Source organism: Pseudomonas sp. MM213, from assembly GCF_020423045.1.
GTDB lineage: Bacteria > Pseudomonadota > Gammaproteobacteria > Pseudomonadales > Pseudomonadaceae > Aquipseudomonas > Aquipseudomonas migulae.
In genome coordinates this window covers 550,687-564,416 of the sequence record NZ_CP081943.1, presented here as the reverse complement: position 1 = coordinate 564,416, position 13,730 = coordinate 550,687, and the positions used below count along the sequence as shown (strand labels likewise).

Here is a 13,730-nt window from a genome sequence, read left to right as displayed (position 1 = left end):
CGCGGAACTCGCGAAAGAATGGCTCGCTAAGCGATCAGGCAGAGCGAACCCGGGCCCTAGGCGGGCCATGGAAACTTGAGGTCAAGGCGAACTTGCTGAACAGCCCCTTCCCTCTGCAGTAGAACGAAGTGATCGACATGCTGTGCTCCTTCGGAGAACCACCGCGCTTTTCGCTGCCAAAGAGTTGACAGACTTCAGGCGGACGGTTGTCGTCAATGAGTAAGACTAAAGTTGGATAGCAAAAAATTGTCAATTTTACGACGGACAAACCGGACGACCGGTGCTAAGCCTCTCAACTCGCTGTTTTTAATGGACTTATAGAAAGATTGACGCACCATTAGAGCGAAATGTTATTTCAGATTGTTTCGCCGCGACCTACGCTGCTTGCTACGGGAGCAACGCAGAAATTTGCATGAGATTCGCCCGAGAGCGAACCTGCGTATCGACGGCTACCCACGGGACTAAATCTGTTAGCTGCTGCTCCGCAAGGGCAAACGGCTTTTTGAAGAGGGGGTCAGCCAAATGCAAAAGCAGTCGAACTCTCGATCCGAACTGGCCGACGCACTCTTCCGACTTCGTCGTAGTTTTTACTCCCTGGCGGGTTTCAGCGGCGTCATCAACGTCATGATGTTGACGCCAGCCGTTTACATGTTGCAGGTCTATGATCGAGCCTTGGTCAGTCGCAACGTCACAACGTTGACGATGCTGACCGTTCTGGTGATAGGCCTGTTCTTGCTGATGTCCACGCTTGAAATGTTCCGCACCCGTGTGCTGATCCGGGTCGGCAACTGCCTCGACATGGACCTCAATCGACGCATTTTCACCGCTGCATTCGAGCGCAACCTGAACCGCGCCGGAGGCAATCCGGCCCAGGCCCTGCAGGATCTCGCGCAGGTGCGCCAGTTCCTCACCGGCAACAGCCTGTTCGCGTTCTTTGATGCGCCATGGACGCCGATCTACCTGCTGGTCGCCTACCTGATCCACCCGCTGCTCGGACTGGTCACGCTCATCGGCTCGCTGATTCTGATGGGCCTGGCTTACCTCACCGAGAAGGCGACGCAAAAGCCGCTGGCCGAAGCCAATCAGGCCGCCCTCTCCTCCGCCACCTACGCCAACAACAACCTGCGCAACGCCGAGGTCATCGAGGCCATGGGCATGTTGCCGTCGATCGGCAAGCGCTGGTACCAAAGCCATTTGCGCATTCTGGAAATGCAGACCCTGGCCTCAGACCGGGCCGCCCTGATCAGCAGCACCGGGCGCTTCGTGCGTATCACCTTGCAATCGCTGATCCTCGGCGCCGGTGCGCTGCTGGCGATCGAAGGCAAGATCACCCCCGGGATGATGATTGCCTGCTCGATCCTTACCGGTCGTGCGCTGGGCCCGGTGGAACAAGTCATCGCGTCGTGGAAGCAACTGCTTGGCTGCCGTTCGGCCTGGGGCCGGTTGAATGAAATGCTCAACGACTTTCCGCGCCGGCCACCAAGCATGTCGCTGCAACGGCCGCTGGGCATGCTGGCGGTGGAGAATGTGTACGCCGGCTCCCCCGGCACCAACAACACGATTCTGCGCGGGGTGAGCTTCAACCTTTCCCCCGGCGAAAGCCTTGGCATTATCGGCCCATCCGCCTCGGGCAAATCCACCCTCGCCCGCCTGTTGGTCGGCGTCTGGCCGGCACAGGCCGGCAAGGTGCGCCTCGACGGCGCGGACATTTTCACCTGGAACAAAGGCGAACTTGGCCCCTGGCTCGGTTACCTGCCACAGGACGTGGAGCTGTTCGAAGGCACCATCGCCGACAACATTGCGCGCTTTGGCGAAGTGGACAGCGACGCGGTCATCCGCGCCGCCAGAACGACGGGCGTGCACGAGATGATCCTGCGTTTTGCGCAAGGTTATGAGACCCGCCTGGGCACCGATGGCAGCCCGCTTTCCGGTGGCCAGAAGCAACGCATCGCCTTGGCCCGCGCGCTGTATGGGGACCCCAATCTGATTGTGCTCGATGAGCCGAACGCCAACCTCGACGACGTCGGTGAAAAGGCGTTGGTCGATGCATTGGCCCAACTCAAAGACCGTGGCGCCACCGTCATTCTGATTTCCCACCGTCCCAATGTGCTCTGCGCCGTCGACAAAGTGCTGATGCTGCGTGACGGCGGCGTGCAGATGCTCGGCACTCGCGACGAAGTATTCGCAGCGCTGCGCAAGGCGAGTGTGATGCCTGCAGGCGCGTCGACTCCGCTGGCCTCCGTCAAAACGCGGGAGTGACCGATCATGCAAATGAGCCAACACACCGAGATGATTCACGTCGATCCCAGGAACGATGTAGATCTGGACGTCGCCAAACCTGTGCGCAGGGGCCTGTGGCTGGTGCTCGCCGGCTTCGGCGGCTTCCTCCTGTGGTCGTGGCTGGCGCCGCTGGATGCCGGCGTGGTAGCGACTGGCACGGTAAAAGTCACCAGCAATCGCAAAGCCGTGCAGCATCTGAGCGGCGGCACTGTGGAGGCCATTCTTGTCCGCGAAGGCGATTCCGTGAAAAAAGGCCAGGAGGTGGTCCGCCTCGATTCGCTGCGCGCACTTGCCGAACAGGGTGCGGTCAGCGCCCAGTACATCGTCAGCAAGACCGTGGAAAACCGCCTGGAAGCGGAACGTGACAACCTCGACGTAGTGAACTTCGATCCCGAACTGTTCAAGCGCTTCGGGAATGACCATCGCCTGCTGGCTGCCATGGATCTGCAGCAACGCCTGCTGAACACCCGACGCGCCGGCCTCGCTGGCGAAATCAGCATCCTGCAGGAAAACCTCGCGGCGTCGGCGGTGCAGCTCAAGGGCCTGCAACAGGTCTATGGCGCCCGCGCCTCGCAGATCAACTTCCTCAACCAGGAACTGAAAGGCACCCGCGTGCTGGCAGCCGAAGGCTATGTGCCGCGCAACCGCCTGCTGGAACTGGAACGCAGCAATGCCGACCTCTCCGCCGGCCAGGCCGAGAACCTCAACAACATCGCTCGCGTGCGTAGCCAGACCACCGAAATCAAGCTGCGCATCCTGCAGCGCCAGCACGATTACCTGAAGGAAGTCGAATCGCAGCTCACCGACACCGCCAAGGAAAACACCACCCTGGCCGACCGCTTGCGTGCGCTGGACTATGAAGTGACCCACACGGTGATTCGATCGCCCATCGATGGCATGGTCCAGTCCCTGAGCATTGCGACTGTCGGCGGGATCATCCAGCCCGGCTTCAAGATCATGGAAATCGTTCCGGACAACGAGCCGCTGCAGGTCGACGCAATGATTCCCGTGCAGGCCATCGACAAGATGGTCCCTGGCCTCGCCGTGGACATTGCCTTCCCGGCCTTCAACCATGCCCAGACGCCCAACATCCCCGGCCGCGTGAAGACCGTTTCCGCCGACCGCCTGATGGACGAGGAAAGCAAGCAACCGTTCTATCTGGCTCAGGTAGAGGTCACACCCGATGGCATGAACCTGCTTGGCAGCAATCACATTCGTCCCGGCATGCCCGCCAGCGTCACCATCAAAACTGGCGAGCGCAACATGATGAGCTATCTTCTGAAACCAATGCTCGACCGTGTTGACAGCTCTTTCAAGGAACAATGAAATGGACCGTCATTGCCTGTTCGCCTGCCTGCTATCGCTGTCTCTGCCTGCCAGCGCCATTGACCTCAAACAAGCGTGGGATCTGTTGCAGTACCAAGGCCCCATCTATCGCGCTGCCGTGCATGAAAAGGAGGCCGGCCTGGAAAACCGCGCCATCGGCCAGGCCGGTCTGCTGCCGCAGATCAGTGCCTCGGCCTACGACAACAAGGTCAATGGCACCCAGCGCCAGAGCGGCATCGAGAGGGATCTGGACTACGACTCCAAGGGCGCCAACGTGCGCTTGCGCCAGCCGCTGTTCAACAAACAGAAAATGGCCGAGTACCGCCAGGGTAAACAGCGTGCCGACTACAGCGTCGCGGTGTTCGATGCCAAGAGTCAGGACGCCGCGGTGCGCCTCGCCGAAAGCTATTTCGACGTGCTGTTGGCCAGTGAAACCATCGTCCTCGCCAAGTCCAAGCTGAACGCCTTCGAGGAGCAACTCGCTTCGGCGAAACGGCGCATGGAGCTGGGGGCCGGCACCGTCACCGACATCGACGAGTCGATCGCTCGCCGCGACCTTGCCGATGCCGAGCTGATCGAAGCGCAGGACAACCTGATCAATGCGCGCCGCAAGCTTGAGGAGTACATCGGAGAAACCCCAGAATCGTTGACCACCTTGCGTCCGACTTTCGATACGCCACCGCTGCTGCCGAGCAACCTGCAGGACTGGCTGGTCAAGGCTCAGACCGACAGCCCGCTGATCCATGCGCGCCGTCATAGCAGCGACCTTGCTGAAGAAGAAGTGAAGCGCGTCAAGGCGGGCCACTGGCCGACACTGGATTTCGTTGCCGGCTACACCGCGGGCGATAGCCAATCCATCTCCGAGCTGAATCAACGCAACCGCTACGGCTCAATCGGGCTGGAAGTCAATTTCCCGCTGTACAACGGTGGCGGCACCAGCGCGCTGGCACGCCAGGCCAGTTCCAATAGCTCCAAGGCCCTGGACGAACTCGACGCCACGCGACAGGAAGTCATCTCGGGAACGACCCGCGAGTACGCCGGCGTACAGAGCGGCGCCAAACGTATTCACGCCCTGGAGCGGGCCGTAGAGTCCAACGAACGCTCACTGCTGTCCACACGAAAGGGTTTCAAGGAAGGAGGCACCAGCACCAACTCGGACGTCCTCAATGCCGAAGAACTGCTCTTCGTTGCACGCCACGATCTGTTCGAGGCGAAGCTGCGTTACTTGATGTCGCGCCTGCGCCTGGCCTCTTCGGTGGGCAGCCTGGGCGACGACGACATCGACCACATCAACGACTACCTCGGCCCGGAGCTGTTGGTCACCAATTGAATTGGCGTTCAGGTGAACAGCGTCATTCCTGAGCCGTCGCTAATCGTAGAACGGCTCAACCAGCGCCCGGCGGCCGACAAAAAAGCTATCAGCGACCAGTCGCAGCGGCTGGAGATCCAGGTCACTGGCCTTGTCGCCAATCAGCTGTTGAAAATGTCGATACACCGCCGTGTACTCACCCTCCTCCGATACGGCCTGGCGCACGCCGTCGATACTCAAGAGTGCGCCGCCGTTGTCCAGTCGCAGGATGCCTTCGGCGCAACGAATCTCGATGCTCCAGAGTTCGTCATGGCCGTGGTCGAAATCGAACTCCGCACGAACATCGAGGTGGCGCGCGTCGGACATTTTGATGGACGCGGCGATAGGCGACTGGCAGTTGTCGGGGACGCGCAGTTCGGCGGACTCGACAAACAGCGACAGGGGCAGCAGATGAGTCGCAATCGACAAGGCATTGATGCCGGGATCGAAGACGCCCAGGCCGCCCGGCTGCCAGATCCACGCTTGGCCGGGGTGCCACTTGCGCACGTCTTCCTTCCAGTCGATCTGTACGCTTTGCAGGGTGCGGGTGGCCAGCCAGTCACGAGCGGCTTCAATGCCGGGCGCGTAGCGCGAATGCCAGGCGAACAGACCGCTGACGCCTTGCTCTGCAACCTGATTCACCAACGCCATCGCTTCGCCCAACGTGGCGCACGGAGGTTTTTCGACCAGTACGTGTTTGCCTGCGGCCAACGCTTGTTGCACCAGTGCGAATCGTCCTTGCGGCGGTGTGCAAAACGCAATCGCATCCACAGGCGGGCCGTTTTCGAGCAGCTCGCCCAGGGACTGAAAGTTCTCTACCCCGGCGCAGGGTTGCCCTTGCGTTGCGACAGCGACCAAATGGAACGCAGGGTTGGCGTTGATCGCTGGAACGTGTTGATCCTGGGCAATCTTGCCGTAGCCCACCAGACCGAGACGGATCGGTTGCATTAATGACTCCTGTTTTTTTTCTTGTCATGGGAAGCGAATCGACAAGACTACGTTTGTATAGCGGGGAAGTCATTGATGACGTGCTGACGTTTGGTGAACGCTACCTTTCAGTCAGCCCCTCCCCGCACAAACCGCCTGACCTCGGCCTGTATGGCATAAGCCGGCGCCTCCACCGCATTGAAATCCTGTGTATACCGCTGGGCAAATCCATCGACTCCCCACTCCTGAAACTGCTGCACATGCTTGAGTTCGTGAGCCCAGAGCGCGACATCCTGTTCTGCGGTTTGAGCGTCCCGGAAGAGAATGATGTCGATCAGCGTCACGGCTCCGACATCGGGGTTTTGCAGCATGGCAGTGGCGGCACTGAACTGACCGTTGTCGCTGACTTTATAGCCCGCGGCATCGAGGACACCGGGGTCGTACCAGCGCAGCAGTTGCTCGCGGATGTGCGGTGGGATGGGTTGGATGCTGGTGTTGACTACTTCAGCATGGGCTTGGGTCAGCCACAGCGCCAGGGCAGGTGCAGCGATCTGGTAGACACCATCAGGCACGGGGCCGAGCACTTGCCCCAGGTCTGGCAGGCAGATGCAGCCGTCCAGACAAACTTGTTTCTCGCCAGCCGGGCAGGCGCCGGGCTGGGCTGGCACTTCAAGCGTCAGACAAAGAACAAACAGCGCCACCAGGCGCGTGATGATCGGTGGCATTGTGACCTCCAGGGACGGAAGCAGCGCGAACAGTGGGCCATAACTGATCGACAACCTGCAAAGCTTTAGCGTATCCCTAAATTTCTTTGCGCCACTTTCCTGCGGGCAAAACAAAACCCCAACTGCTTTCGCAATTGGGGTTTCGGAATTTAATCTTGACGATGACCTACTCTCACATGGGGAAACCCCACACTACCATCGGCGATGCATCGTTTCACTGCTGAGTTCGGGATGGGATCAGGTGGTTCCAATGCTCTATGGTCGTCAAGAAATTCTTGAGCTGACGCGTCTTACGACGTTCCAGCGAATCGGGTATGCGATAGTTTGTGTGTTGCTCTCGAACTTTCGGTTCATTGCGTCTTCACACACCGCAATCTGATGCTCTTTCGAGTAGTCAAATTGCTTGGGTGTTATATGGTCAAGCCTCACGGGCAATTAGTATTGGTTAGCTCAACGCCTCACAGCGCTTACACACCCAACCTATCAACGTCGTAGTCTTCGACGGCCCTTCAGGGGACTCAAGGTCCCAGTGAGATCTCATCTTGAGGCTAGTTTCCCGCTTAGATGCTTTCAGCGGTTATCTATTCCGAACATAGCTACCCGGCAATGCCACTGGCGTGACAACCGGAACACCAGAGGTTCGTCCACTCCGGTCCTCTCGTACTAGGAGCAGCCCCTCTCAAATCTCAAACGTCCACGGCAGATAGGGACCGAACTGTCTCACGACGTTCTAAACCCAGCTCGCGTACCACTTTAAATGGCGAACAGCCATACCCTTGGGACCGGCTTCAGCCCCAGGATGTGATGAGCCGACATCGAGGTGCCAAACACCGCCGTCGATATGAACTCTTGGGCGGTATCAGCCTGTTATCCCCGGAGTACCTTTTATCCGTTGAGCGATGGCCCTTCCATACAGAACCACCGGATCACTAAGACCTACTTTCGTACCTGCTCGACGTGTCTGTCTCGCAGTCAAGCGCGCTTTTGCCTTTATACTCTACGACCGATTTCCGACCGGTCTGAGCGCACCTTCGTACTCCTCCGTTACTCTTTAGGAGGAGACCGCCCCAGTCAAACTACCCACCATACACTGTCCTCGATCCGGATAACGGACCTGAGTTAGAACCTCAAAGTTGCCAGGGTGGTATTTCAAGGATGGCTCCACGCGAACTGGCGTCCACGCTTCAAAGCCTCCCACCTATCCTACACAAGCAAATTCAAAGTCCAGTGCAAAGCTATAGTAAAGGTTCACGGGGTCTTTCCGTCTAGCCGCGGATACACTGCATCTTCACAGCGATTTCAATTTCACTGAGTCTCGGGTGGAGACAGCGCCGCCATCGTTACGCCATTCGTGCAGGTCGGAACTTACCCGACAAGGAATTTCGCTACCTTAGGACCGTTATAGTTACGGCCGCCGTTTACCGGGGCTTCGATCAAGAGCTTCGCGTTAGCTAACCCCATCAATTAACCTTCCGGCACCGGGCAGGCGTCACACCCTATACGTCCACTTTCGTGTTTGCAGAGTGCTGTGTTTTTAATAAACAGTCGCAGCGGCCTGGTATCTTCGACCGGCATGAGCTTACGGAGCAAGTCCTTCACCCTCACCGGCGCACCTTCTCCCGAAGTTACGGTGCCATTTTGCCTAGTTCCTTCACCCGAGTTCTCTCAAGCGCCTTGGTATTCTCTACCCAACCACCTGTGTCGGTTTGGGGTACGGTTCCTGGTTACCTGAAGCTTAGAAGCTTTTCTTGGAAGCATGGCATCAACCACTTCGTGTTCTAAAAGAACACTCGTCATCAGCTCTCGGCCTTAGAATCCCGGATTTACCTAAGATTCCAGCCTACCACCTTAAACTTGGACAACCAACGCCAAGCTGGCCTAGCCTTCTCCGTCCCTCCATCGCAATAACCAGAAGTACAGGAATATTAACCTGTTTTCCATCGACTACGCTTTTCAGCCTCGCCTTAGGGACCGACTAACCCTGCGTCGATTAACGTTGCGCAGGAAACCTTGGTCTTTCGGCGTGGGTGTTTTTCACACCCATTGTCGTTACTCATGTCAGCATTCGCACTTCTGATACCTCCAGCAAGCTTCTCAACTCACCTTCACAGGCTTACAGAACGCTCCTCTACCGCATCATCCGAAGATGATACCCGTAGCTTCGGTGTATGGTTTGAGCCCCGTTACATCTTCCGCGCAGGCCGACTCGACTAGTGAGCTATTACGCTTTCTTTAAAGGGTGGCTGCTTCTAAGCCAACCTCCTAGCTGTCTAAGCCTTCCCACATCGTTTCCCACTTAACCATAACTTTGGGACCTTAGCTGACGGTCTGGGTTGTTTCCCTTTTCACGACGGACGTTAGCACCCGCCGTGTGTCTCCCATGCTCGGCACTTGTAGGTATTCGGAGTTTGCATCGGTTTGGTAAGTCGGGATGACCCCCTAGCCGAAACAGTGCTCTACCCCCTACAGTGATACATGAGGCGCTACCTAAATAGCTTTCGAGGAGAACCAGCTATCTCCGAGCTTGATTAGCCTTTCACTCCGATCCACAGGTCATCCGCTAACTTTTCAACGGTAGTCGGTTCGGTCCTCCAGTTAGTGTTACCCAACCTTCAACCTGCCCATGGATAGATCGCCCGGTTTCGGGTCTATTCCCAGCGACTAGACGCCCTATTAAGACTCGCTTTCGCTACGCCTCCCCTATTCGGTTAAGCTCGCCACTGAAAATAAGTCGCTGACCCATTATACAAAAGGTACGCAGTCACCCAACAAAGTGGGCTCCCACTGCTTGTACGCATACGGTTTCAGGATCTATTTCACTCCCCTCTCCGGGGTTCTTTTCGCCTTTCCCTCACGGTACTAGTTCACTATCGGTCAGTCAGTAGTATTTAGCCTTGGAGGATGGTCCCCCCATATTCAGACAAAGTTTCTCGTGCTCCGTCCTACTCGATTTCATGACTAAGAGATTTTCGCGTACAGGGCTATCACCCACTATGGCCGCACTTTCCAGAGCGTTCCGCTAATCTCAAAGCCACTTAAGGGCTAGTCCCCGTTCGCTCGCCACTACTAAGGGAATCTCGGTTGATTTCTTTTCCTCAGGGTACTTAGATGTTTCAGTTCCCCTGGTTCGCTTCTTAAGCCTATGTATTCAGCTTAAGATACCTAACTTATGTTAGGTGGGTTCCCCCATTCAGACATCTCCGGATCAAAGTCTGTTTGCCGACTCCCCGAAGCTTTTCGCAGGCTACCACGTCTTTCATCGCCTCTGACTGCCAAGGCATCCACCGTATGCGCTTCTTCACTTGACCATATAACCCCAAGCAATCTGGTTATACTGTGAAGACGACATTCGCCGAAAATTCGCGATTAAACTCACAAATTTTACCTTAGCCTGAATAAACACCAGTGAAAGTGTTATCCAGTCTATCTTTCTATCACATACCCAAATTTTTAAAGAACGATCTAGTCAAAGACTAGAAATCAATATTCACACTGGAATATTCATTTCTAAACTCGAACAAAACAAACCAACTTAAAGGCTGGCCTCTCGTCTTCTTCAATGAATCAAGCAATTCGTGTGGGAACTTATGGAGCAGCTGATGTCGTCGATTAAGGAGGTGATCCAGCCGCAGGTTCCCCTACGGCTACCTTGTTACGACTTCACCCCAGTCATGAATCACACCGTGGTAACCGTCCCCCCGAAGGTTAGACTAGCTACTTCTGGTGCAACCCACTCCCATGGTGTGACGGGCGGTGTGTACAAGGCCCGGGAACGTATTCACCGCGACATTCTGATTCGCGATTACTAGCGATTCCGACTTCACGCAGTCGAGTTGCAGACTGCGATCCGGACTACGATCGGTTTTATGGGATTAGCTCCACCTCGCGGCTTGGCAACCCTCTGTACCGACCATTGTAGCACGTGTGTAGCCCAGGCCGTAAGGGCCATGATGACTTGACGTCATCCCCACCTTCCTCCGGTTTGTCACCGGCAGTCTCCTTAGAGTGCCCACCATTACGTGCTGGTAACTAAGGACAAGGGTTGCGCTCGTTACGGGACTTAACCCAACATCTCACGACACGAGCTGACGACAGCCATGCAGCACCTGTCTCAATGTTCCCGAAGGCACCAATCCATCTCTGGAAAGTTCATTGGATGTCAAGGCCTGGTAAGGTTCTTCGCGTTGCTTCGAATTAAACCACATGCTCCACCGCTTGTGCGGGCCCCCGTCAATTCATTTGAGTTTTAACCTTGCGGCCGTACTCCCCAGGCGGTCAACTTAATGCGTTAGCTGCGCCACTAAGAGCTCAAGGCTCCCAACGGCTAGTTGACATCGTTTACGGCGTGGACTACCAGGGTATCTAATCCTGTTTGCTCCCCACGCTTTCGCACCTCAGTGTCAGTATCAGTCCAGGTGGTCGCCTTCGCCACTGGTGTTCCTTCCTATATCTACGCATTTCACCGCTACACAGGAAATTCCACCACCCTCTACCATACTCTAGCTTGTCAGTTTTGAATGCAGTTCCCAGGTTGAGCCCGGGGATTTCACATCCAACTTAACAAACCACCTACGCGCGCTTTACGCCCAGTAATTCCGATTAACGCTTGCACCCTCTGTATTACCGCGGCTGCTGGCACAGAGTTAGCCGGTGCTTATTCTGTCGGTAACGTCAAAACAGCAAAGTATTAATTTACTGCCCTTCCTCCCAACTTAAAGTGCTTTACAATCCGAAGACCTTCTTCACACACGCGGCATGGCTGGATCAGGCTTTCGCCCATTGTCCAATATTCCCCACTGCTGCCTCCCGTAGGAGTCTGGACCGTGTCTCAGTTCCAGTGTGACTGATCATCCTCTCAGACCAGTTACGGATCGTCGCCTTGGTGAGCCATTACCTCACCAACTAGCTAATCCGACCTAGGCTCATCTGATAGCGCAAGGCCCGAAGGTCCCCTGCTTTCTCCCGTAGGACGTATGCGGTATTAGCGTCCGTTTCCGAGCGTTATCCCCCACTACCAGGCAGATTCCTAGGCATTACTCACCCGTCCGCCGCTCTCAAGAGAAGCAAGCTTCTCTCTACCGCTCGACTTGCATGTGTTAGGCCTGCCGCCAGCGTTCAATCTGAGCCATGATCAAACTCTTCAGTTCAAACATCTTTGGGTTTTTAAGAAACCCTAAACTTGGCTCAGCAATCGTTGGTTACATCTTTGATTTCTCGCGGAGTAACTTGTGATGCTGATAATCTTGTTGACTATCAGTCTGACTCCACAAGCACCCACACGAATTGCTTGATTCAGTTGTTAAAGAGCGGTTGGTTAAGATCTTTCGTCTCAACCGAGGCGCGCATTCTACAGCGCCTTTCATCAAACTGCAACCTTAAAAGCTGATGATTTTTCTTAACCAAATCAACAACTTAAACCAGAACCAGCAGCGAACTGCTCGTTAGCGGGAGGCGAATAGTACAGTATTAAAATACGTGGTCAACCCCCGAGCGAAAATTCTTTTTCCACACCAAAGATCCCTGGCTGCCACCGTCAGCCCTGGCCCGATAATCGTCTTATATAGAAGCAGGAAGGTTCCGTCGCCCGTGAACAACAGGGGGCCTCCTGATCGGTTACAACGCACCGCATCGGAACGACTAAGCTTTTTCGAATGAACCTCGTCTTTCAAGGGTGACTCCATGAGCAGCGCCCCGCTGTCTGAACTCGATGCCGCTCTACCCGGTCTGGCTCGCAAGATCCGCGTACTGAATGCCCTGTCCTGGCCGGATGGCGTCGAGGAAGTTTTCCTGGCGCATTGGCGTAACGGGAAAGCCGAATTGCCCAGAGTCGAATTGTGCCCCCGCGATCACAGTGCCGACATCGCCGCTCTGGAAGCCTTTATAGGACGCTGCGATCAGGAGCACCCAGCCGGGCACTATCTCGCCATGACAGCGCGCAGCTATGCCACGGCCGGACGCATGTTGGGGGCGATTGGCACTCCCGCCTTCACTCAATACTCATCCGCGCTGTACCGACGCCCGGATTTCTATTATCCGAGCCAGAAACTCAGCATGCTGGACGCGGCCAATTTTTTTCTCACCACCACCGACGCCCTATTGGGTGGTGCCCGGATTCCACCGACTCAGGCTGAGATCCCGGCCGAGGTCTTCGCCGCCTGGATGCAGCCGGAGTTGGACCGTTTCTTCGGCGAGGGCCGGGTCACGGTCGTGCTCGACCCGACGCTGGCTGCCAAGGCCATCGCCGGGGCAAGCCGTATACGCCTGCGTACCGGTGCCCTGTTCTCCGAACTGGACAAGAATCAGTTACTGCAGCATGAAGCCTTCGTGCATGTTGCTACCGCACAAAATGGCGCGCTCCAGCCCAACCTCAAAAGTCTGGGTTTGGGGGCTCCACGCACGACCCAAACCCAGGAAGGCATTGCCACACTGGCAGAACTGTTCACTGGCAGCATGGACATCAACCGCCTGCGCCGCCTGGCCCTGCGCGTGCTTGCGGTCCAGCAGGCTTTGGACGGCGCCGATTTCATACAGGTATTCGAGGGGTTTCTCGCGGCAGGCCAGTCACAAGAGGAGTCCTTCCGCTCAACCCAGCGGGTCTTCCGTGGCGCCGACCTGCGTGGAGGCTCGGCGTTTACCAAGGATGCTGCTTACCTGACGGGTTTGCTGGGCGTCCATACCCTATTGCGCATCGCGATCCGCGACAATCGACCGGAACTGGTGGGGCATTTGTTTGCCGGACGCCTCAGTCTGGCCGACACCGTACGCCTGGCGCCTCTATTTGAATCTGGCTGGCTCCAGGGCCCCACCCATCTACCGGCCTGGGCCTGCGATTTACGTCTGCTCGCCGCCAACCTGGCCTTCTCCGCTTTTATTGCCCAGATAAAACTGGATGTGCTCGATCTGGAGGTGCTCATGACATTTGCAGACGAACACGAACACGATGCCAGCGCCCAGTGATCATGGGCACCTGCCAATCGGCTCGATTGAGTTTCACGGAAATATCCTGACCGCGGCCTTTCGTGGCACGCAGCAATCGGCCAGAAGCGGCCGGTGGTCGTTGCACTTCGCCAGTCGCCGGCGTGTGGCTAAGCTTAATTAATCGGGGTGAATTGAAACCTGAGAGA

At 56.5% G+C, this 13,730-nt stretch carries 6 protein-coding genes and 3 rRNA genes; 4 read left to right on the top strand and 5 right to left on the bottom strand.

The window, feature by feature from the left end:
- Window positions 1-522: 522 nt before the first annotated feature.
- From K5R88_RS02705 to K5R88_RS02695, 3 genes are read left to right on the top strand one after another with little or no spacing between them, the layout of a single operon-like run.
- On the top strand, window positions 523-2,259 hold the full coding sequence (locus K5R88_RS02705; RefSeq protein WP_207286715.1) for a type I secretion system permease/ATPase: 1,737 nt from the start codon (window positions 523-525) through the stop codon (window positions 2,257-2,259).
- A gap of 6 nt (window positions 2,260-2,265) precedes the next feature.
- Window positions 2,266-3,606 carry an HlyD family type I secretion periplasmic adaptor subunit gene (locus tag K5R88_RS02700; RefSeq protein ID WP_008039525.1) on the top strand — a complete coding sequence of 447 codons (1,341 nt, stop codon included), beginning with the start codon at window positions 2,266-2,268 and terminating at the stop codon, window positions 3,604-3,606.
- 1 nt (window position 3,607) lies between these two features.
- Entirely contained in the window at window positions 3,608-4,936 is a 1,329-nt protein-coding gene (locus K5R88_RS02695) for a TolC family outer membrane protein (RefSeq protein ID WP_008024524.1), read from the top strand.
- 39 nt (window positions 4,937-4,975) lie between these two features.
- Here K5R88_RS02695 and K5R88_RS02690 read toward each other — a convergent pair whose 3' ends face one another.
- From K5R88_RS02690 to K5R88_RS02670, 5 genes are all read right to left on the bottom strand, one after another.
- Complete coding sequence (locus K5R88_RS02690) at window positions 4,976-5,902, bottom strand: Gfo/Idh/MocA family protein (RefSeq protein WP_226299128.1); 927 nt, start codon at window positions 5,900-5,902, stop codon at window positions 4,976-4,978.
- Window positions 5,903-6,009: 107 nt separating this feature from the next.
- Complete coding sequence (locus K5R88_RS02685; RefSeq protein WP_207286717.1) at window positions 6,010-6,606, bottom strand: eCIS core domain-containing protein; 597 nt, start codon at window positions 6,604-6,606, stop codon at window positions 6,010-6,012.
- A 153-nt stretch (window positions 6,607-6,759) separates the two neighbouring features.
- Window positions 6,760-6,875, bottom strand: a 5S ribosomal RNA gene (gene rrf / locus K5R88_RS02680).
- Between the two features lie 145 nt (window positions 6,876-7,020).
- Window positions 7,021-9,914 (bottom strand): 23S ribosomal RNA (locus K5R88_RS02675).
- A gap of 302 nt (window positions 9,915-10,216) precedes the next feature.
- Window positions 10,217-11,753, bottom strand: a 16S ribosomal RNA gene (locus tag K5R88_RS02670).
- Together the 16S, 23S and 5S rRNA genes form the textbook arrangement of a ribosomal RNA operon.
- Window positions 11,754-12,285: 532 nt before the next feature.
- Between K5R88_RS02670 and K5R88_RS02665 the strand changes: the two genes are divergently transcribed.
- Window positions 12,286-13,563, top strand: coding sequence for a flavohemoglobin expression-modulating QEGLA motif protein (locus tag K5R88_RS02665; protein ID WP_226299127.1), 1,278 nt, complete (start codon window positions 12,286-12,288; stop codon window positions 13,561-13,563).
- The last annotated feature ends 167 nt before the right edge of the window (window positions 13,564-13,730 follow it).

Coding starts and splice junctions, on each gene's coding strand:
- K5R88_RS02695 (WP_008024524.1), top strand. CDS start 3,608: ATGGACCGTCATTGCCTGTTCGCCTGCCTGCTATCGCTGTCTCTGCCT.
- K5R88_RS02690 (WP_226299128.1), bottom strand. CDS start 5,902: ATGCAACCGATCCGTCTCGGTCTGGTGGGCTACGGCAAGATTGCCCAG.
- K5R88_RS02665 (WP_226299127.1), top strand. CDS start 12,286: ATGAGCAGCGCCCCGCTGTCTGAACTCGATGCCGCTCTACCCGGTCTG.
- K5R88_RS02700 (WP_008039525.1), top strand. CDS start 2,266: ATGCAAATGAGCCAACACACCGAGATGATTCACGTCGATCCCAGGAAC.
- K5R88_RS02685 (WP_207286717.1), bottom strand. CDS start 6,606: ATGCCACCGATCATCACGCGCCTGGTGGCGCTGTTTGTTCTTTGTCTG.
- K5R88_RS02705 (WP_207286715.1), top strand. CDS start 523: ATGCAAAAGCAGTCGAACTCTCGATCCGAACTGGCCGACGCACTCTTC.